The sequence below is a fragment of the Nocardia sp. NPDC057668 genome, from assembly GCF_042799795.1.
GTDB lineage: Bacteria > Actinomycetota > Actinomycetes > Mycobacteriales > Mycobacteriaceae > Nocardia.
Window position 1 is genome coordinate 905,719 of the sequence record NZ_JBHVIC010000002.1, and the last position, 21,229, is coordinate 926,947.

12 protein-coding genes and 1 pseudogene are annotated in these 21,229 nt (G+C 70.1%); 6 read left to right on the forward strand and 7 right to left on the reverse strand.

Annotated features, from left to right (window positions below; genetic code table 11):
- Positions 1-63 precede the first annotated feature (63 nt).
- From ACFVBH_RS16960 to sucC, 3 genes are all read right to left on the reverse strand, one after another.
- Complete coding sequence (locus ACFVBH_RS16960) at positions 64-1,056, reverse strand: DUF5336 domain-containing protein (RefSeq protein ID WP_354985283.1); 993 nt, start codon at positions 1,054-1,056, stop codon at positions 64-66.
- Positions 1,057-1,242: 186 nt separating this feature from the next.
- Positions 1,243-2,157, reverse strand: a complete 915-nt coding sequence (sucD, locus tag ACFVBH_RS16965) for a succinate--CoA ligase subunit alpha (RefSeq protein ID WP_354985284.1) — start codon at positions 2,155-2,157, stop codon at positions 1,243-1,245.
- A 14-nt stretch (positions 2,158-2,171) separates the two neighbouring features.
- Entirely contained in the window at positions 2,172-3,338 is a 1,167-nt protein-coding gene (gene sucC, locus ACFVBH_RS16970; protein ID WP_354985285.1) for an ADP-forming succinate--CoA ligase subunit beta, read from the reverse strand.
- Between the two features lie 1,164 nt (positions 3,339-4,502).
- On the opposite strand from sucC, the pseudogene ACFVBH_RS16975 reads away from it, so the two are divergent.
- A pseudogene (locus ACFVBH_RS16975) lies at positions 4,503-5,249 on the forward strand (M23 family metallopeptidase); the annotation flags it as partial.
- Positions 5,250-5,325: 76 nt separating this feature from the next.
- On the opposite strand, the gene pcrA reads toward ACFVBH_RS16975, so the two are convergent.
- Positions 5,326-7,749: a DNA helicase PcrA gene (gene pcrA / locus ACFVBH_RS16980; RefSeq protein ID WP_354985287.1), complete on the reverse strand. Its 2,424-nt coding sequence runs from the start codon at positions 7,747-7,749 to the stop codon at positions 5,326-5,328.
- Between the two features lie 330 nt (positions 7,750-8,079).
- Between pcrA and ACFVBH_RS16985 the strand changes: the two genes are divergently transcribed.
- Positions 8,080-8,430, forward strand: coding sequence for a chorismate mutase (locus ACFVBH_RS16985; protein WP_354985288.1), 351 nt, complete (start codon positions 8,080-8,082; stop codon positions 8,428-8,430).
- 355 nt (positions 8,431-8,785) lie between these two features.
- Here ACFVBH_RS16985 and ACFVBH_RS16990 read toward each other — a convergent pair whose 3' ends face one another.
- Positions 8,786-10,237 carry an NAD-dependent succinate-semialdehyde dehydrogenase gene (locus ACFVBH_RS16990; protein WP_354985289.1) on the reverse strand — a complete coding sequence of 484 codons (1,452 nt, stop codon included), beginning with the start codon at positions 10,235-10,237 and terminating at the stop codon, positions 8,786-8,788.
- 161 nt (positions 10,238-10,398) lie between these two features.
- Between ACFVBH_RS16990 and pgi the strand changes: the two genes are divergently transcribed.
- The 3 genes from pgi to ACFVBH_RS17005 all read left to right on the forward strand — a co-directional run bounded on the left by pgi (position 10,399) and on the right by ACFVBH_RS17005 (position 17,976).
- Positions 10,399-12,042 (forward strand): glucose-6-phosphate isomerase, encoded by a 1,644-nt coding sequence (gene pgi, locus ACFVBH_RS16995; protein ID WP_379002360.1) that lies wholly within the window; start codon positions 10,399-10,401, stop codon positions 12,040-12,042.
- 181 nt (positions 12,043-12,223) lie between these two features.
- The gene (locus ACFVBH_RS17000; RefSeq protein ID WP_379002361.1) at positions 12,224-14,896 is read left to right on the forward strand and encodes an AAA family ATPase; all 2,673 of its coding nucleotides are present in this window, start codon (positions 12,224-12,226) and stop codon (positions 14,894-14,896) included.
- A gap of 347 nt (positions 14,897-15,243) precedes the next feature.
- Positions 15,244-17,976 carry a LuxR C-terminal-related transcriptional regulator gene (locus ACFVBH_RS17005; RefSeq protein WP_379002362.1) on the forward strand — a complete coding sequence of 911 codons (2,733 nt, stop codon included), beginning with the start codon at positions 15,244-15,246 and terminating at the stop codon, positions 17,974-17,976.
- Positions 17,977-18,336: 360 nt separating this feature from the next.
- Here ACFVBH_RS17005 and ACFVBH_RS17010 read toward each other — a convergent pair whose 3' ends face one another.
- A complete protein-coding gene (locus tag ACFVBH_RS17010) occupies positions 18,337-19,731 on the reverse strand; it encodes a DUF1731 domain-containing protein (RefSeq protein ID WP_379002363.1) in 1,395 nt (464 codons plus the stop codon).
- A 110-nt stretch (positions 19,732-19,841) separates the two neighbouring features.
- The gene (locus tag ACFVBH_RS17015; protein WP_379002365.1) at positions 19,842-20,933 is read right to left on the reverse strand and encodes a CaiB/BaiF CoA transferase family protein; all 1,092 of its coding nucleotides are present in this window, start codon (positions 20,931-20,933) and stop codon (positions 19,842-19,844) included.
- 83 nt (positions 20,934-21,016) lie between these two features.
- Between ACFVBH_RS17015 and ACFVBH_RS17020 the strand changes: the two genes are divergently transcribed.
- Positions 21,017-21,211 (forward strand): hypothetical protein, encoded by a 195-nt coding sequence (locus tag ACFVBH_RS17020; protein WP_379002366.1) that lies wholly within the window; start codon positions 21,017-21,019, stop codon positions 21,209-21,211.
- Positions 21,212-21,229: the final 18 nt, after the last annotated feature.

The following is a 21,229-nucleotide window of genomic DNA, read 5'->3' on the forward strand; positions in this document are numbered from 1 at the left end:
GCCGAAACGGCAACGGCCCCCGGGTTTCCCCGGGGGCCGTTGTGCGTACTAATTCCCAGCGGACTACTTGTCGTCCTGGCCCGGGCGGAACGCGCGGGTGGCGTCCGCGGCCGGATCGGCGTTCTGCTCGCCGCCGAAGGGCTGCGCCGGACGGGGATTCGCGCCGCCGAAGTGCTGGGTGGCGTCGGCGCTGCCCGCGGGCTGGCCGAACTGCTGGCCCGGCTGGCCGTAGCTCTGCTGACCCGGCTGCTGGCCGTAGGCCGGCGGCTGCCCGTAGGTCGGCTGCGAACCGGTGCCGTATCCGGCGGGCTGCTGGCTGTACCCCTGCTGCTGGTACTGCGGGCCGGTGCCGTAGCCCGGCTGCTGACCCTGCTGGGCGGGCTGGCCGAACTGCTGACCCGGCTGCTGGCCGTAGCTCTGCTGGCCCGGCTGCTGACCGTAACCCTGCTGACCGTAGCCGCCACCCTGACCGAAGCCGGGCTGACCGCCGAAGCCCTGCGGCGCAGCCGGTTTCGGGGCCGGCGGCTTGATCACGCCGAGCTCGAAGAGCAGCGCGAGCACGGCCACGGCCGCCTGCACCAGCGCCAGCACGAGCAGTGCCCAGGCGGCGCCGGCCGGATCCAGGAAGCTCGACAGCGTGAACACCTGGAACAGCAGCGTCAGGAAACCGGTCACCGACACGGCGGCGACGATGCCGGTCTGCTTGGTCTGCTTGGGCAGCAACGAGAATCCGGCGATGACCGCGGCCAGCAGCAGCAGCGCCACCGGCGCCGAGCCGCCGGCGCTGAGCAGACCGCCACCGAAGGCGTCGTTCTCACTGGAGTCGGCGAGAGCGGACTTGTCCACCTTCGCGAAATCCAGCAGGCCGAGCAGGAAGTTGATGGCGCCGAGGGCGATGACGCCCACGGTCAGGAAGAAAGGCAGGCCCTTGGCCGAAGCCGCCGTCGTACTCGACCCTGCTGCGGGACCGCCCGTGGGCTGCGAGCCGTAGCCGGGTGCGTTGGAAGGCGTCGGCGCGGGCCCGTTGTATCCCGAGCCCCCGGTCGGGTATGACATGTCGTCGCTCCTATCGAGTCGTTCACGAACTCCTACCGACGCTACTGCACTCGACGACGAGGGTCATCACGTAGTGCCGCGCGGCCCGCCCGCAATATCCGAATTTTCCGCGGCGAACCCGGCCCGCCCGAACGGCGAAGGCCGCCTTCCCCGTACGGGGAAGGCGGCCTTCGTGCGATCCGGGGATCAGGCGGTGATGGAAGCCTTCTCCAGGATTTCGCGCGCCAGGGCGGCGGTCTCGGACGGCGTCTTGCCGACCTTGACGCCGGCGGCCTCGAGGGCCTCCTTCTTGCCCTGCGCGGTGCCCGCGCCGTCGGAGACGATGGCGCCGGCGTGGCCCATGGTCTTGCCCTCGGGAGCGGTGAAGCCCGCGACGTAGCCGACGACCGGCTTGGTGACGTTGGCCTGGATGTAGGCCGCCGCACGCTCTTCGGCGTCGCCGCCGATCTCGCCGATCATGACGATGAGCTTGGTCTCGGGATCCTTCTCGAACGCCTCGATGGCGTCGATGTGGGTGGTGCCGATGACCGGGTCGCCGCCGATGCCGATGGCGGTGGAGAAACCGAAGTCCCGCAGCTCGAACATCATCTGGTAGGTCAGGGTGCCGGACTTGGAGACCAGGCCGATCGGGCCCTTGCCCGCGATGGTGGCCGGGGTGATGCCGACCAGCGACTCACCCGGGGTGATGATGCCGGGGCAGTTCGGGCCGATGATGCGGGTCTTGGTGCCCTTCTCCACGTTGTAGGCCCACGCGTACGCGGAGTCCTGCACGGGGATGCCCTCGGTGATGACCACGAGCAGCGGGATCTCCGCGTCGATGGCCTCGATGATGGCGTCCTTGGAGAAGGCGGGCGGCACGAAGGCGATCGAGGTGTCGGCCCCGGTCTTCTCCATGGCCTCGGCGACGGTCGCGAAGACCGGCAGCTCGACGGCGTTGCCGTCCTTGTCCACGTGCGACACGGTGGTGCCGGCCTTGCGGGCGTTGACGCCGCCGACGACGTTGGTGCCCGCCTTCAGCATCAGCGCGGTGTGCTTGGTGCCCTCGCCGCCGGTGATGCCCTGGACGATGACCTTGTTGTCCTTGTTCAGGAAGATAGACATGTTGGTTCGTGTCCTTACTTGGCCGCAGCCAGCTCGGCGGCCTTGTCGGCGCCTTCGTCCATGGTCTGGGCGAGGGTGACCAGGGGGTGGTTGAAGTCGGCGAGGATCTTGCGACCCTCCTCGACCTTGTTGCCGTCGAGACGGACGACCAGCGGCTTGTTGGCCTCGGCGCCCAGGGTCTCCAGCGCGCCCACGATGCCGTTCGCGACCGCGTCACAGGCGGTGATGCCGCCGAAGACGTTCACGAACACGGACTTGACCTGGGCGTCGCCCAGGATGACGTCGAGACCGGCGGCCATGACGGCAGCCGAGGCGCCGCCACCGATGTCGAGGAAGTTGGCCGGCTTCACGCCGTTGTGGTTCTCACCGGCGTACGCGACCACGTCCAGGGTCGACATGACCAGACCGGCGCCGTTGCCGATGATGCCGACCTCACCGTCGAGCTTGACGTAGTTGAGGTCGTTCTCCTTGGCCTTGAGCTCGAGCGGGTCGGTGGCCTCGATGTCGGCGAAGGCCGCGTGGTCCGCGTGGCGGAACTCGGCGTTCTCGTCGAGGGTGACCTTGCCGTCCAGGGCCAGGATCTCGTTGTCGGGGGTGCGCACCAGCGGGTTGACCTCGACCAGGGTGGCGTCTTCACCGATGAAGACCTCCCACAGCTTCTGGATGGTCACGGCCGCGGCGTCGAGCACGTCGGCGGGCAGGTGGCCCTGCTCGGCGATGGAACGGGCGAAGGCCAGGTCGACACCCTTGACGGCGTCGACGGCGACCTTGGCCAGACGATCGGGGGTGTTGGCCGCGACCTCTTCGATCTCCATGCCGCCCTCGACCGAGCACATGGCCAGGTAGCTGCGGTTGGAACGATCGAGCAGGAAGGAGATGTAGTACTCCTCCGCGATGTCCTTGGCCTCGGCGACCAGGACCTTCTTGGTGATGTGACCCTTGATGTCCAGGCCCAGGATGTTGGTCGCGTGAGTGAACGCGTCGTCGGCGGTGGCGGCGTACTTCACGCCACCGGCCTTGCCGCGGCCGCCGACCTTGACCTGGGACTTGATCATGACCGGCTTGCCGATTTCTTCGGCGATCGCACGCGCTTCCTCGGCCGTGTCCGCGACGCGGCCCTCCGACGAAGGCACTCCGTGCTTCACGAAGAGTTCCTTCGCCTGATATTCGAAGAGATCCATGTACTCACCGTCTCGTCTGCGTTGTGGTGACAACGTCTGTGTTGGCGTCCCGCGGTCGGCCCTAGCGACTGCTTGCAGATCGCTCGAGGCCAGTGGGTCGGGTCGGACTCTAATCAGTCGAACGGAGCCGAAATCAGCCGCATACAGCCTAAGTGGCGCAGGTCACGGTGCTGTCTCCGCTCCCGCAAAACCGCACGAAATTGCTACTCGCCGGTAGCTTGTTGACGGTCCGCCAGGTAGGACCCGCGAATCCCGGAGACCGGTATCGGCTACTACAAAACGTAGTGACGATGGCTCACTGGGTTACCCCGAGCACAGTGAGGAAATTCCGGCCTCTAGAGTGATGAATGTCACACCGGTGCGTCGAACCATGTCCATCGCTTGCTGACCCGCAATCGTTTCGTTACCGTCGATGCGGTCGATGTCACAACCCGGTCACGACAGGAGGACGGCAGGCTTGACGAAGCACAACGCTCCGCAGGTAGAGCTCCGCTCCGCAGGCACTCCGTCAGCATCGCGGCACATCCCGGACCAGCGCCGATGAGCGCCGATTCCTTCGCCACGCGACATCGGGCCAAACACGGCCATCGATACCGCGACGACAGCGACAACGCCTTCGAAGCTCCGCAGCCCGCGAACACGCAGGTCTCGCACGGTGATTGGGGATCCAGGGAGTCCTGGGCCGCCCCCGCCGGAGACTGGAACGCCGGTGCGAACGACTGGAACGCGGGCGCCGACGCCTGGAACGCCGCCGAGAGTTGGGGCGAGGCCGCCGCTCGGCAGCCACAGCCCGATTGGCAGGCCGCCCAGTCCGATTGGAACGCGCAGCCGCGCTGGGAGAACGCCGCGGCGTGGAACGAGCAGTCCGCGTGGAACTCCGGCGCCGCCGAGCAGCCCGCCTGGGACGAGCAGAATTCCGACTGGCACGGCGGTGCGACCGCCGACGGCTGGAACGCCCCCGACGCGAATGACTGGGGCGCACAGGGACACGGCACTTGGGACGACGCCGACCCGGCCCCCTCCGGTGAACACCGCCCGGTCTACAGCTTCCGCACCGCCTCCGGTGCCCGCCTCGAATTCTCCGGTGACGGCGCGCGCGTCGATCAGCAAGAGTCCGAGGATGATTCCGCCGCTGCCCGGCCCACCCGCGCCGGTGGCCGCCGCCGCGCGGCCGGCGCGCATCGCCTGCCCGCCCCGCCCGCCGCGCTCAAGGGCCGTGCCGCCGTGGTGGCCGTGGCCGCCGGTGCGGTCGTGGCCGCGGGTCAGGCCGGCATGGAGTCGGTGACCACCCCCGTCGCCGACACCGTGGATTACCAAGCGGCCGCGCAGGTTCGGGAGGTCTCCTCCAACGAGACCCTGGACGGCGGCGTGATCGAGGCCGCCAGCGGTTCCCCCCAGGTGCTCGGCGCCGGATCGCCCGCCGACCTGAATCAGTTCAACGACATTCTCGCCAAGGGTGCGCAGTACGCCGCGGATCTGGCCGAGGCCGAGGCCGCCAAGCTGCGCCCGATCTTCGCCAAGTTCTTCGCGGCGGGCAATTACACCTCCGGCTTCGGCAGCCGCTGGGGTGTGCAGCACACCGGCGTCGACGTGGCCGCCCCGATCGGCACCCCGCTCTACGCGGTGGCCGACGGCACGGTCCTCGAGGCCGGTCCCGCTTCGGGTTTCGGCATGTGGGTCCGCCTCCTGCACGACGACGGCACCGTGACCATCTACGGCCACATCGACACCGCCACCGTCTCCCAGGGCCAGCGCGTCATGGCCGGCGATCAGATCGCCACGATCGGCAATCGCGGGTTCTCCACCGGCCCGCACTGCCACTTCGAGGTCTGGCTCAACGGCTCCGACAAGATCGACCCCCTCCCCTGGCTCGCCTCCCGCGGCATCTCGCTCGGCGTCCAGAGGGACTGAGGAACAAGAGCACTGCGAGAATCGCCCACCCGATCCGATCGGGTGGGCGATTCTCGTGTTCGGGGAGCCGGACCGGTCAGAGCTTGGTGATCGTGCGGCTGTACTGGGGGATCAGGCGGACCTTGCCGGAGGTGCCGAAGTCGATCGTCACCGTGGCCAGGGAGCCGAAGCCTTCGGCGGCGACCACCTTGCCCATGCCGTACTTGTCGTCGGTGACGCGGTCGCCGACGGCCAGCACCAGGCCGGTGTTGTTGCGCTTGCCCGCGGGCGTGCTCGACGGGGACGGTCGGCGATCGCCGCGGATGCCGGGGCGGGGCTCGTTCCAGTTCTCCCGGCTGGTCCAGTCGCGGTCGAAGCCCGAGCTCTCCTCGCGGCGGCGCAGGCCGCGGGACTGCGCGGCGGTGGGCTCGAGGCGCTGCCAGTCCATGAGGTGCTGCGGAATCTCGTCCAGGAAGCGGGATTGCGGGTTCGAGACGGGCTGACCCCAGCCCGAGCGGATGACCGCGCGCGAGAGGTACAGGCGCTGGCGGGCGCGGGTGATGCCGACGTACGCCAGGCGGCGTTCCTCGGCGAGTTCGGCGGGGTCGCCCAGGGCGCGCATGTGCGGGAACTGGCCGTCCTCCCAGCCGGTCACGAAGACGACCGGGAACTCCAGGCCCTTGGCGGTGTGCAGGGTCATCATGGTGACCACGCCGGTGCCCTCGTCCGGGATCTGATCGCTGTCCGCGACGAGGGAGACCCGTTCCAGGAACGCGGCCAGCGAGCCCGGTTCCGGTTCGCCCTCGGCGGGTTCGAGGATGATGCCCTCGGCGATGGAGGCTTCGACACTGTTGCGCGCCTCGGAGCTGAATTCGCGGGCGACGCTGACCAATTCGTGCAGGTTGTCCAGCCGCGCGCCGTCCTGCGGATCGTCGGACGCCTCGAGTTCGGCGCGGTATCCGGTGCGGTCGAGCACGGCCTGCACGACATTGCCGACGTCGGGGAAGTCGAGGTTCTCCTGCACGCCCGCGGCGCGAATCTCGTCCAGCAGATCCAGGAAGCCCGCGATCGCGCGCTGGGCACGGGTGTTGAGCAGGGCCACCTTGTTGTCCGCGGCGTCGCGCAGGGCCTGGGCGAAACCGATGCCGCGCTGCTCGGCGTGCACGGCCACGCAGGCCTCGGCGCGGTCGCCGATGCCGCGGCGGGGCGTGTTGAGGACGCGGCGCAGGCTCACCGCGTCGTCCGGGTTCTCCAGCACGCGCAGGTAGGCCACGATGTCGCGGACCTCCTTGCGCTCGTAGAACCGCACGCCGCCGACGACCTTGTAGGGCAGCCCCATGCGGATGAAGATCTCTTCCAGCGCGCGGGAGTTGTTGTTGGTGCGGTAGAAGACCGCGACGTCGTTGTAGTTGGCGTCGCCGGAGTCGACCAGCCGGTCGATCTCGCGGGCCACGAACGAGGCCTCGTCGTGCTCGTTGTCCGCGACGTATCCGACGATCAGGTCGCCGTCGCCCTGATCGGTCCACAGCTTCTTCTCGCGCCGGTTCTCGTTGCGCGCGATCACCGCGTTGGCGGCGGTCAGGATGTGCTGGGTGGAGCGGTAGTTCTGTTCCAGCAGAATGGTTTCCGCATCGGGGAAATCGCGCTCGAACTCCTCGATATTGCGGATGGTCGCGCCGCGGAAGGCGTAGATGGACTGATCCGCGTCACCCACCACCACCAGCTCGCTGGGCGGTACGCGGTCCTCGGAGTCCTTGGGCAGGTGGTACCCGACCAGCTCGCGCACCAGCACGTACTGCGCGTGGTTGGTGTCCTGGTACTCGTCGACCATGATGTGCCGGAAGCGCCGCCGGTAGTACTCGGCCACCTGCGGGTGCCGCTGCAGCAGGGTGACCGTCTCGCCGATGAGATCGTCGAAGTCCAGGGCGTTGGCCGCGCGCAGCCGGCGCTGGTACTCGCCGTAGACGCGGGCGACGAGTTTGGGCAGCTCGGTGTCGTCGGTCGCGGCGTCGGCCTCGGCCCGGTCCGGGTCGATGAGCTCGTTCTTGAGGTTGGAGATGGCGGTGGCCAGCAGGCGCGGCGTGTACTTCTTGGCGTCGATCTCGAAATCGCGGCTGACCATGGCGAGCAGCCGCCGCGAGTCGTCGGCGTCGTAGATCGAGAAGTTGGAGTTGAGCCCGCCGACCAACCCGGCCTGGGTGCGCAGGATGCGGACGCAGCTGGAGTGGAAGGTGGACACCCACATGCCGGCCGCGCGCGGGCCGACGAGCCCGCCGACGCGTTCGCGCATCTCGGCGGCGGCCTTGTTGGTGAAGGTGATCGCCAGGATTTCGCCGGGCCGCGCGCCGCCGGCGAGCAGATAGGCGATGCGGCGGGTCAGAACGGCCGTTTTTCCGGATCCGGCGCCCGCCACGATCAGCAACGGGGAGCCGGTGTGCGTCACCGCGGCGCGCTGTTGTGGGTTCAGCCCTTCGAGCAACTGCTCGGTCTTCTGCTCGTCCTGTGCCACCGTCGTCTTCATCGCCCATCCACGCTACCGGCGGGCACCGACAGGTGAACAGCCCGGCGTCCGAGGTGTCCGATAAGTGCCGGTCCACCCGCTACGCGGGGTGTGGTGGGCAGCCCCACAAACCCCACAAACACTCAGCAGATTCACAAATGAACCTGTTTTGGTTTGTACCTGGCACATGGCAGACTGGCCAATGACCGGCGCCCAGGTGACAGCCCGCGACTGAGCCCGCCGCCGGGGGGACAATAGAGGCCCACAAGTCTGAGTTTTTGGTTGTAGGACCGATCGGTAACGGGTCGGGGCCGCCCACCGATCGACGTTCTGGACCACGAGGAGTGAAGTATGAGCATCTCGACGACGGGACAATCCGAGCCTGCTACCGGGGCGGAGTCCGTCCTGCCCGCTGCGGCGTTGCCCGAGGACCTCGAGGCGACCGGGACCCTGCCCTCCGAGGCGGAGATCGACAAGCTGCGCAAGGAAATCGACAAACTCGACGCCGAGATCCTGGCCGCCATCAAACGCCGCACCGAAGTCTCGCGCATCATCGGCCGCACCCGCATGGCCAACGGCGGGCCCAAGCTGGTGCACTCGCGCGAAATGAAAGTTCTCGAGCGCTTCAGCGAGCTGGGCCAGGAGGGCCACACCCTGGCCATGCTCCTGCTCCGCCTCGGCCGCGGCCGCCTGGGCCACTGAATTTTCTGCCTCCGCAATATCTGCCTCCGCTCCGCTACGGCGGGTTCGCGGCCCCTTTGGCCCGGTTCTTCCCTCCCTCCGCTCCTCCGCTTCGCTCCCCCGCTCCACTCAGTCCAGAACCGGGCGGGCCGCGAACTTCGGGGCGGGGGCGGGCGGTAGCCGAATCACACGTCGGCGACTTTTTTTCGATGGGTGGTAACGCGCGGTAGGGCGGGAACCGATACAACGTTCGGTGCCGGACGACGGTTACCGCACAGACCACGCGGCGCTCGTGCGAACGGGTAACGCTTTCCAGAGGCCGCCCCGGGTGTCTTACCCCGGGGCGGTTCTTCATTTCCGGGTGGATCACCCCCGCTCAGGGCAGGGCGATGTACTTGGTGTTCAGGTACTCCTCGATGCCTTCGAAACCGCCCTCACGACCGAAGCCGGACTCCTTGACCCCGCCGAAGGGCGCGGCCGGATCGGAGATCACGCCGCGGTTCACCCCGACCATGCCGGTCTCCAGCCCCTCCGCGATGCGCAGCGCCCGGTCCAGATTCTGGGTGAAAACGTATGCGACCAGGCCGAATTCGGTGTTGTTCGCGGCCGCCAGACCCTCTTCCTCGGTGTCGAACCCGACGATCGGGGCGACCGGGCCGAAGACCTCCTCGCGCAGGATGCGAGCCTGCGGCGGTAGGTCGGTGAGCACGGTAGCGGGGTAGAACCAGCCGGGACCGCCGGGCGCCTTGCCGCCCAATTCGACTCGGGCGCCGGCGGCTACGGCGTCGTCCACCAGTTCGGTGACGGTCTCCAGTTGTTCCTCGTTGATGAGCGGGCCCAGGGTGGTGTCCGGGTCGGTGCCCGGCCCGAGCCGGTATTCGGCCATGGCCGCCACCAGCTTTCGGGTGAACTCCGCGCGCACGGAGTTCTGCACGTGGAAGCGATTGGCGGCGGTGCAGGCCTCACCGCCGTTGCGCAGCTTGGCCAGTACCGCGTTCTTGACCGCGGCGTCGATGTCGGCGTCGTCGAACACCACGAAGGGCGCGTTGCCGCCGAGTTCCATCGAGGTGCGCAGCAGACCGTGCGCGGACTGCTCCACGAGCTTCTTACCGACCGGGGTGGACCCGGTGAAGGTGAGCTTGCGCAGGCGCGGATCGTTCAGCAGCGGCGCGGTGACGGCACCGGAACGACTGGTCGTGATGACCGACAGCACGCCCGCGGGCAGCCCGGCCTCGGCACACAGCTGCGCCAGCAGCAGCATGGTGAGCGGGGTCTCCCCCGCCGGCTTGACGATCATCGTGCAGCCGGCCGCCAGCGCCGGGCCGATCTTGCGGGTGCCCATGGCGAGCGGGAAGTTCCAGGGTGTGATGGCCAGGCAGGGTCCGACCGGCTGCTTGTGCACGAGAATGCGCCCGACGCCGCCGGGCGCGGACTGGTACCGGCCGTGCACCCGGGTGGCCTCTTCGCTGAACCAGCGGAAGAACTCCGCGCCGTAGCGGACCTCGTTGCGGCTCTCGGGCAGTGCCTTGCCCATTTCGAGGGTCATCAGCAGCGCGAAATCCTCCGCGCGGGCGGTGATGGCCTCGAACACCGCGCGCAGGATCTCCCCGCGGTCGCGAGCGGGGGTGGCGGCCCACTCGGCCTGGACCGCGACGGCCGCGTCGAGCGCGCGGGTCGCGTCCTCGGGCGTGGCGTCGGCGATCTCGACCAGGGTGTCGCCGGTGGCGGGGTCGCGCACCGGGAAGGTGCCGCCCCCGGTGGCCGGCACGGATCCCCCTATCCAGAGCCCGGTCGGAATGGATTCGAGTAGTTCGCGCGTCGACACCATGCGAACCAGCCTAGGCGCGCCCGCACCGCTGATGGGAGGCCCCGGACGACTTCGCACCCCCGTGCGTCCCGCGCCCGCCCCCGGGTTCCGCACGTCGCCGCGGCCGCGCTTCGTCCAGGGTTACCTGCGCGTAGCAGTGGCGGGTTGTAATCTCGGCGGACGTGAGCAGCGACATCGCCGCATCGGCGGCCTGGCGGAAACTGCACGATCATCATGCGTCCATCGCGGCCCGTCACCTCAGGGACATCTTCGCCGAGGATCCCGAGCGCGGTCGCGAGCTGACCGTGCAGGTGGCCGACCTGCGCATCGACTACTCCAAACACCGCGTCACGCGCGAGACCCTGGATCTGCTGGTCGAATTGGCCGAGACGGCCGGGGTGGCCGCGCACCGGGACGCCATGTTCGCGGGCGAGCACATCAACGTCTCGGAGGACCGCGCCGTCGGCCACGTGGCGCTGCGCGTGCCCGCCGGGCAGGACATCGAGATCGACGGCGAGAACGCCGGCGCGCAGGTGCACGAAGTCCTCGGGCGCATGGGCGAATTCACCGACGCGGTGCGTTCGGGGCGGTGGCGCGGCGCGACCGGCGAGCGCATCGCCACGGTGGTGAACATCGGCATCGGCGGCTCGGATCTGGGCCCGGCCATGGTCTACCTGGCCCTGCGCCACTATGCCGACGCGGGCATCTCGGCGCGCTTCGTCTCCAATGTCGATCCGGCGGACCTGGTTTCGAAGCTGGCGGGGCTGGATCCGGCGACCACGCTGTTCATCGTCGCGTCCAAGACCTTCTCCACGCTGGAGACCCTGACCAATGCCACCGCGGCCCGGCGCTGGCTGGTGGCCGCGCTCGGTGAGGAGGCGGTGGCAAAGCATTTCGTCGCGGTCTCCACCCACGCCCAGCGGGTGGCCGAGTTCGGCATCGACACCGCCAACATGTTCGGCTTCTGGGACTGGGTCGGCGGCCGCTACTCGGTCGATTCCGCCATCGGGTTGTCGGTCATGACGGTCATCGGCAAGGAGCGCTTCGCCGAGTTCCTGGACGGCATGCACCGCGTGGACGAGCATTTCGCGACCGCGCCGCTGAGCGAGAACGCGCCGGTGCTGCTCGGGCTGCTCGGGATCTGGTACACGAACTTCTTCGGCGCGCAGTCGCGCGCGGTGCTGCCCTATTCCAATGACCTGGCCCGGTTTCCGGCCTATCTGCAGCAGTTGACCATGGAGTCCAACGGCAAGTCCGTCCACCTGGACGGAACCCCGGTCACCAGCGGCACCGGCGAGATCTTCTGGGGCGAGCCGGGAACCAACGGCCAGCACGCGTTCTATCAACTGCTGCATCAGGGTACGCATCTGGTGCCGGCGGATTTCATCGGATTCGCCCGGCCCACCGACGATCTGCCCACCCTAGACGGCACCGGCAGCATGCACGACATCCTGTTCAGCAACCTGATCGCCCAGACCAAGGTGCTGGCGTTCGGCAAGACGGCCGAGGAGATCGCGGCCGAGGGCACGCCGCCGAATCTGGTGCCGCACAAGGTCATGCCCGGCAACCGGCCCTCGACCACCGTCCTGGCCCCGCAGCTCACGCCTTCGGTGCTCGGGCAGCTCATCGCGCTGTACGAGCACCAGGTGTTCGTGGAGGGCGCGGTCTGGGGCATCGACAGCTTCGATCAGTGGGGCGTGGAGCTCGGCAAGGCGCAGGCCCTGGCCGTGGAACCGCTGTTGACGAGCGCGGAAGAGCCCGCACCGCAGTCGGATTCCTCGACCGACGCGCTGATTCGCTGGTACCGCGCCGAGCGCGCGCACTGACCTCGGCGCACCGCGCCGACGATCACAGGCCCGGCCGATCCCGCGCGATCGGCCGGGCCTGTGATGTTCGACGCCCGCGTTTCGACAACCCCGAGCTCGGCGTACCGGCTCGCGAAGTTTTGCGAATACGAATGTTCGCAAAACTTTGCCGAATTCCGCCGCGGTGCATAGGTTGTCGCATGTGCTGTACGGTCGTTCCCCCGAAGTGCGGCAGATACGAACGCTGCTCGCGGCCGCCGAGCAGGGACACAGCGGCGCGCTCGTCATCACCGCCGACGCCGGCACGGGCAAGTCCGCGCTGCTGGACCACACCGCGCGGCAGGCCGCCGGATGGCGCGTGCTGCGCTGCGCCGGGGTGGAGAGCGAATCCGAATTGCCCTTCGCGGGTTTGCATCTGCTGCTCGGCGCCGCCCTGGATCGGCTGGACGCACTGCCCGAACCGCAGCGTCGTGCGCTGGCGGGCGCCCTCGGCCTGTGCGTCCCGGACGGCGCGGACCGCTTCCTCGTCGGCATCGCCACGCTGACGCTGCTGGCCGAACTGTCGGCGGACGGATCGGTGCTGTGCCTGATCGACGACGCCCAGTGGCTGGACCGGCCGTCGGCGGACGTATTGCGTTTCGTGGCACGTCGACTCGGGTCCGAGGGCGTGGTCATGATCGTCGGCGCGCGCTCGGGCATCGATCTCGGCCCGCTGCCGGAACTACGGCTGGGGCCGCTGGATCCACCGGCGGCGGCCGAGCTGCTGACCGAACGCTGGCCCGGGCTCGCGGCGGAGCGGCGCGCCCGGGTGCTGCGCGAGGCGGCCGGAAACCCACTGGCGCTCGTGGAATTCCCGGCGATGGATATGGATTCCGCCGGCCCGTTGCCGCTGCCCCAGCGTCTGCGGTCCGGGTACGAGCGGCAGATCGCGGAGCAGACCGCCGAGGCCCGGGCGGCACTGCTGGTCGTGGCCGCGGAGGAGACCGGCGAGCTCGAGGTGGTGTTGCGTGCCTTGGCGACTTTGGGATTCGGCGCGGCGGCGCTGGCCGCCGCCGAGCGGTCGGGGATGGTCACCGTCTCCGGGCGGTCCGCACGCTTCCGCCATCCCCTGCAGCGCTCGGCCGCCTATCACGGCGCGGGTTTCACCGATCGGCTCGCCGTGCACGCCGCCCTGGCCGCGGCGCTGGCGCCGGACCTCGCGCGCAGCGCCTGGCATCTGGCCGCGGCCGGCACCGGACCGGACGAAACCGTGGCCGCCGCACTGGAATCGGCGGCCGAACGAGCCCGCGAGCGCATCGGGCACGCGTCGGCGGCGGCGGCGCTGGAACGGGCGGCACAGCTGACCCCGGATCCGGTGGACCGGGCCCGCCGGTTGACGCTCGCGGCGGAGACCGCCATGGAGGCGGGGCACACCGACCGCGCGCTACGCGTGGCCGAGGCCGCCGCGCACGCGCCGCTCGACGCCGTGCAGCGGGCCCGGGTGCTCGCGGTCCGGGCGCTGATCGAGTTCGAGTTCGGCTCGCTGCGCCGTGCGCATCAGCTCACCCTCGAGGCCGCGGACCAGGTTGCGACGATCGACCCGGAGCGCGCGGCCTGGCATCTGGTGGAGGCGGGCCGAATCGCTTGGAACGCGGGTGATATCGCGGGCGTTCACGATGCGCACGATCGGCTGTCGGCTCTCCCTGCCGACACCGTCCGCACCCCGCGATCGGCCCTGCGCGGCGGGGTCGCGCTGCTCACCGGTGAGCTGCGGCTCGGCATCGGGCTGATCCGCGAGAATGTCGCCTTCGGCGGCACGGTGCCGATCGAGATGATTTCTCTGCGTTTGCCTTTCGCGCTGCAGTCCGCGCTCATCGGCGACATGGACCGTGCCCACGAGAACCTCCGCGAGCTGATCGCACTGGTGCGCGAGCGCGGGATGATCGGCTGGTTTCCGTTCGTGGCCTGCACTCTCGCCAACGCCGAGCTCATCATGGGCAGGCTGCGCGATGCCGAATCGACCGCCACGGCCGCCCTGCGCATCGCCACCGATATCGGGCAACCCGCACGGGTCGCCGGGGCCGAGTCGATCCTGGCGATGCTCGCGGCCCGGCGTGGTGAGCAGGACCGCTGCCGGGAGCTCGCGGAGCGGAATCTGCGCAGTGCCCCCGGGGATGTCAACGTCCTCGACGTCACGCACTGCGAATGGGCGCTGGCACTGCTGGATCTCGGCCTGGGCAGGCACGACCGGTCGCTGGCGCGCTTCGAGGCGCTGTACCACGGGCCCGCCCGGGCCCGCGGGCACTGGATCGACCTGCTCGCCGATCTGATCGAGGCCGCCGTCCGGGCGCGCCGCCCCGAACGAGCGGACCGTGCGCTGGCCGAAATCGAGGACTGGGCAGCCGCTTTGGATACCCCCTGGGCCGAAGGGCTGCTGCTGCGCTGCCAATCGCTGGTGGCGGGCAACGGTGCGAGCTTCGACCGCGCCCTGAAACTGCACGCCGAGGCCGATCGCCGGTACGACCACGCGCGCACCGCGCTGCTCTACGGCGAATGGCTGCGCCGCGAGCGCCGCATGCAGGAGGCCCGCACCCACCTGCGCGCCGCGTTGCACACGTTCGAGCAGCTGGGCGCGGCCCCGTGGGCCGAGCACGCCCGCGTCGAATTGCGCGCCGCCGGCGCGGACGCGGCCCCGGAACGCGGTGACGATCTCGCCGCGCTGCTCACTCCCCAGGAGTTGCAGGTGACCCGGCTGGCCGCCGCCGGAGCGACGAACAAGGAGATCGCGGCCCAGCTGTTCCTCAGCCCCAAGACGGTCGGTCACCACCTGTACCGAGCCTTCCCCAAGCTGGGTGTGAGCAACCGCGTCGAACTCGCCCGGCTGTCCCTGGCCTGAGTACCGAGTCATGTACCGGGGCATGCGCGCCGTCCGCGGGCGGACCGGATCCTCGACCCGGCGCGTGTGGTGGTCACCGCTCCGTGACCGCCGCACTCCCGCTGGTCTTCGTACCGCTGCTCGCGGGCGTGGTCTTCGGCAGCGCGCCCCGGATCGAATCTGCGCCCCGGTGTCCAGCGGTGGATTCCCGGTGCGGTACGGAATCACGCCCGTCCCCGCCCGGTCCTGGATTTGTGTTCGGTTCCGTCGCGACTTGCGGGTATGGGACGCGGGCGCTTCGGACTTCCATTCGTTGGACGAATGCCGTCCGGGCCCGCGTGCCCGGTTCCTACCCGGAGGTGGACTCGATGCTGTACGGACGGAGTGATGCGGAGCGTGTGATCCGGGGCCTGCTGGTGGCGGGCGCGGAGGGGCGCAGCGGGGCGCTGGCGGTGATCGCGGGCGCGGGTGAGGGCAAGTCCGCGCTGTTGGCACAGACCGCGATCTGGGTCCGCACGGGCGAATCCTTCTCGGCTGCACCGGGATCGGAATCCGCGCCGGTGCGTGCCGTGCGGTGGCGGGTGCTGCGGGTCACCGGCGTGCAGAGCGGAGGTGAGATCGCGTTCTCCGGATTGCGGCGGCTGCTGGAGCCGGTGCGGGAGCACATTTCGGTGTTGCCCGCCCCGCAGCGGACGGCGCTGAGTTCGGCGCTGAGTTCGGATCCGGCGGATCCGCCGGAGCGATTTCTGGTCGGGCTCGCGGTGCTGTCGTTGCTGGCCGAGGCGGCGGTCCGGGGGCCCGTACTGTGCTCGGTCGATGATGCCCAGTGGGTGGACCGGCCGTCCGTGGACGCGCTGCTGTTCGCCGCGCGGCGGCTCGGAAGCGACGGTGTCGTCATGCTTTTCGCGGGACGGCCGGAATTCGAGGCCCCGGGTGTCCCGGTGCTGACGCTGCCTCCGCTGGACGCCGACGCGGCCCGAGCCCTGCTCGCGGCGCGAAATCCTGATCTGGCCCTGGAAATTCGCGAGCGTGTGATCGCCGAATCGGCCGGCAATCCGCTGGCCCTGCTGGAATTGCCCGGCATGAACACCGAGTCACCGCCGGTGGGTCCGATGGCGTTGTCCGAAAGGCTGCAGTCCGGCTTCGGCGGTCAGATCGCGCGATTGCCGGAGAGCACCCGCTTCGCGCTGGTGGTGGCGGCCGCCGAGCACGGTGGCGATCTCGGGGTGATCCTCGGGACACTGCGTGAACTCGGTTCGGGCGCAAATGCTCTGGCGGCGGCCGAAGGAACGGGAATGCTGGCGGTCACCGCTCGTTCGGTGCGCTTCCGGCATCCGCTGATCCGTGCGGCGGCCTACCGCTCGGCCACGGCCGCCGAGCGGGTCACCGTGCACGGCGCGCTGGCGGTCGCGTTGGCGGCGGAACCCGAGCGGGCGGTCTGGCATCGCGCCGCCGCCGCGACCGGACCGGACGAAACCGTCGCGGCGGCTCTGGAGGTCACCGCCGAGAGTGCTCGCGGGCGGACCGGCCACGGCGCGGCGGCGACCGCGTGGGAGCGGGCGGCCCGGCTCACCCCGGATCCGGCGCAGCGGACGCGCCGCCTGGTGCACGCGGTCGAGAATGCCGCCGACGCTGGACAATTCACCCGCGCGTGCCTGCTGGCCCGGCAGGCCCGGGAGTCGACGCGCAGCCCGGCGCATCGGGCCCGGCTGGCGGGAGTACTGGCGCACATCGAGTTCGAGCACGGCTCCCCGGTGATCGCGCACCGGCTGCTGCACGCCGGCGCGACGGAGGCGGCGGCCATGGATCCGGCGCTGGCGGCGGCGATGCTGTTCGACGCGGGCCGAATGGCTTGGTTTCTGGGTGATCTCGACGCGTTTCGGGATTCGCGCACGGTGCTGGCAGGTCTCGCGCCGAGCCCGGATCGCGATCGATTCCTGCGGTACTACGACGGCATCCTCGCGCTCTACGGCGCGGATCTGGCGGCGGGTATCCGCCTGATCCGCGGCAATGCGGCCGCGCCGCAGGATGTTCGGCATCATTCGCCACAGGTCCGGTTCGTGCTCGCGACGCAGACCCTGATCGTCGGCGATCTCGACACCACCCGGGAGATTCTGGCCGACCTCGCCGAGGGCTGCCGGGTGCGGGGCCTGCTCGGCTGGCTGGCTCTGGCCGAATTGTGGCAGGGCACTGTCGAATTCATGCTCGGGCACTTCCGGGAGGCGGAGCTGCTCACCACCGAGGGCAGGCGGATCGCCCAGCACATCGGTCAGCCGGTCCGCATCGTGCATGCCGATTCCAACTTGGCGCTGCTGGCCGCGGTGCGCGGCATGGCCGTCGACGGCCCGGCGGGGGCTGCGCGGGGAGCCGCGGGCGGCGAATTCAGTCCGTTCCACCGCGCGCATGTCGACTGGGCGCGCGCCTTGGCGGATATGGGTGCGGGCCACTACGCCCGGGCGCTGGACCGCATGGAGGCCCTGGGCGCGATTCCGACCGCCCGCCACGCGCAGTGGCTGCCCGTGCTCGCGGACCGAGTGGAAGCGGCGGTGCGCCTGGATCAGCGGGAGCGCGCCGTCCAACCGCTCGCGGAACTGCGACTGTGGGCCGAGGCCCTCGAAACGCCCTGGGCCGAAGCACTGCTCCTGCGCGCCACCGCGCTCCTGGACGACGACCCCGCCGCGTTCGCTCGGGCGCTGGAGTCGCACGCCGCCCAGTGCCGCCCCTTCGACCGTGCTCGCACCGGCCTGCTCTACGGGGAGTGGCTGCGCCGCGAGCGCCGCACAACCGAGGCCCGAGCCGAATTACAGGACGCCCTAAGGACTTTCGAACGCCTGGGCGCGGACCCCTGGACCACGCGAACCCGCAACGAACTGCGCGCCGCCGGGGTCGGCACGCTCCCCGCCCCGCAACCCGACCCAACCGCGCAACTCACCCCGCAGGAGCTCCAGGTGGCCCGCCTGGCGGCCGCCGGCGCGACCAACCGGGAGATCGCCGCACTCCTGTACGTGAGCCCGAAAACGGTCGGCCACCACCTGTCCCGCTCGTTCCGCAAACTGGGCGTGGCCGGCCGCAAGGACCTGGCCCGCCTCGAATTGCACTGACACATAATCCGTTCCGCCGGGAGCGGACGATTTGCGCCCCGCACGAAGCGGGCACAGTCGCCGACGACGCTCTCGGCGCGGCGACCGAGAACCACTCGGCGACCATGCACCACGTCGAGACCATGCCCACATCATCTGTATCACTTAGGCACAGAACAGTTTTGCACCGACCGCTGCGAGCACTATTACTGACGACGGTCGGCACAACATTCCGTGACGCCGTCTAACGAGGGTGCGCCGAGGCTATGGCCGGAGGTGAGTCCGTTACCGGGTGGGGACGTGGAGGGGCGGCGGACCGGCGACGTTGCGGACCGGGGCCGACCGGCGGCGCGGCGGCCGTGGCGGAATCGGCGCGCCGGGTCACCGTGTCGAGCGGGTCGGCAGCAGGTCGGTGAGTGCCTCGTCGAGGGTTGGGAAGCGGAAGCGGAATCCGGCCTGTCGCAGGACCTCCGAGGTGGCGTGGCGGCCGGTGAGGCCGAGGGCGGGATCGCTGCGCAGGAACACCGCGCCGAGGGTCAGCGCCGGGGCGGGGGTGGGCGGGGACCAGGGGCGGCGAACCTGGCGGCGCAGGGTGGTCATGAGTTCCCGGTTGCGGACCGGGAAGTCGGTGGCGGCCACCACGATTCCGCCGGGGAGGGTCACCCGGGGGTCCAGGCCCAGGGCGGCACGCACGATCGCGAGCCAGTCGTCGCGATGGATCCAGCTGAACCACTGCCGTCCCGAGCCGACGCTGCCGCCCAGGCCGAGCGTGGCCAGCCGGACCAGCATGCGCAGCGCGGGCGCGTCGGGATCCAGGACAATCGAGGTGCGCAGGATGGTCGAGTGCGCGGCGTTGGCCCCCTCGAAGGCCCGCTCCCACGGTTCGGCGACGCCGGTCATCTGCGGCAGGCCCGGCTGCGGCAGCGGGGTCGTTTCGGTGCAGCGGATTTCGCCCGCGTCGGACCAGATCGCAGTGGTGCTCGCCTGCACCCAGTGGTCGATCGGCCGATCGAGACCCTTGGCCGCGGTCACCAGCGCCCGGGTGGAATCGACACGGCTGTCGCGCAGTTCGGCGATATTGCGCGGGGTGGGCCGCACGTCGACGAGCTTGCCCGCCAGGTTGACCACGGCGGTCGGTCCCGAATTCCGCAGCGCGGCAACCCATTCACCGACCGTGCGGCCGTCCCATTCGTACTGCTCGTACGGCAGTTCCGGGTTCGCGCGGCGGGTCAGGATGCGAACCCGCTGCCCCCGGCAGGTGAGATCGGCGGCCAGGCTTCGGCCCAATGCGCCGGTGCCACCGGCGATCACGACGGTGAGCGCGTCGGCGGCCGGTTCGAGCCCGGCCAGCCGCGCCAGCCGCGCGAAGCCGGTGTGCGCGTCGGCCTGGAGCAGTTCGCCGACCACTTTGCGGGCGATCGGCGCGGTGAGTCCGGTGAAGGTGAGCCGCTGGCGCAGCTCGGTGCCGCCGTCCCGCGGGGTCAGCGTCCAGCGCAGCCGCATGACGCCGGCGGGTTCGGGCTGCTCGATGGTGATATCGCGATCCGGCACGAAGGTCGCGAGCGTGAAGGGCTTCGCGAACCGCCCGTGTATCGCCTCGGTCGCGCGCCCCCGCGGCAGGTAGTCACCGGTCACCCCGACGCCCGGGGCGGCGTGCATCCGCACCGAGGTGACGGCCGGATTCCATTCGGGCCAGCGGGCCGGGTCGCCGAGCACCGCCCAGAGCCGCTGCGGCGGGAGTGCGATCCACTGGCTGTACGTCGTTGTACGAGGCATGCGTCAACGCTATTACCGCAGTGCCCGGCTGGGAAGCGTGTCCTGGATCGCACCGGGGCGGCCCACCCCGGAATATGAAGCGCGCCACCGGGGTCGGCATCCCACCCGTCCTACCGCCACACCTCGCCGAGCGCGGTCATCGCCGTGGGCGCGGGCGCGGGGACCGGGGGCGGGGTCCGGGAGAAGCGCGGGGCGGGGGCGGGCTGGGTCATGCCGTCCAGGTCGAGCAGGGTGCCGCGGGCGGCGAGATGCGGGTCCGCGGCGGCCTCGGTGAAGGTGCGCACGGGGGTGACGCAGGCGTCGACGCCGTCGAACAGTTCGCACCACTGCGCCTGGGTCCGGCTCGCGAACTTCTCGGTGAAGACCTTGCGCAACTCCTCCTGCCCGTCCGGATCCATCTGCGGCGGCAGCGATTCCGGGTCCAGTTCGAGCACCCGCAGCAGTTCGGCGTAGAACTGCGGCTCGAAGGCGCCCACGGCGAGGTGCCGGTCGTCGGCGGTCCGGTAGGTGTCGTACCAGGCCATTCCGGTGTCCAGCAGGTTGGTTCCGCGCTCCTGCGACCAGTGGCCGCCCTGGTGCAGACTCCAGATCGAATGCGCCAGGGCCAGTACGCCGTCGACCATCGCCGCGTCGACCACCTGCCCCCGGCCCGAGCGCTGACGCTCGAGCAACGCCGACAGGATGCCGACCACCAGGAAGACCGAGCCGCCGCCGTAGTCGCCCAGCAGATTGATGGGCGGGACGGGCCGCTCACCCTTGCGCCCGATGCCGTTGAGCACGCCGGTGAGCCCGATGTAGTTGATGTCGTGCCCGGCCTGCTGCGCGCGCGGCCCCTGCTGACCCCAGCCGGTCATCCGGCCGTACACCAGGCGCGGATTACGGTCGGTCACCACATCGGGTCCCAGACCGAGCCGTTCGGCCACGCCCGGGCGGAAGCCCTCGATCAGGACGTCGGCGCGATCGAGCAGATCGAGCACGTCCGCCACGTCCTGCGGATTCTTGAAGTCGGCCTCGACCAGCGTGCGCCCGCGCAGTTGCGCCCGCATGGGCCCCAGCCCGGAACGGTCGCCGCGGCGCTGGACCCGCACCACGTCCGCACCGAGGTCGGCGAGCAGCATGCCGGCGTGCGGGCCGGGTCCGATGCTCGCGATCTCGACGACCCGAATGCCCGCCAATGGGCCCTGTACGGCGCTCAACGTCAACCCCCTGCGGTTCGCGTGCGAATACCCCAGAAGTAGAACACGTTACAGATTGGCCTGCCAGTCGATCGGGCTAAGCTGCGCTGATGACCGACTCGAATCTGCCGCGCGGGATCGGCAACCCGGCGACCAGCGCCTTCGCACTGGCCGGCTACACCCGCCTCGAACAGTTCTCCGGCGTATCGGAGAAGGAGCTGCTGGCACTGCACGGTGTGGGACCCAAGGCCATTCGCGTGCTGCGGGAAACCCTCGCGGCCGAGGGCCTGCCGCCCATGGGTTGATCCACGGCGCGGGCCCGA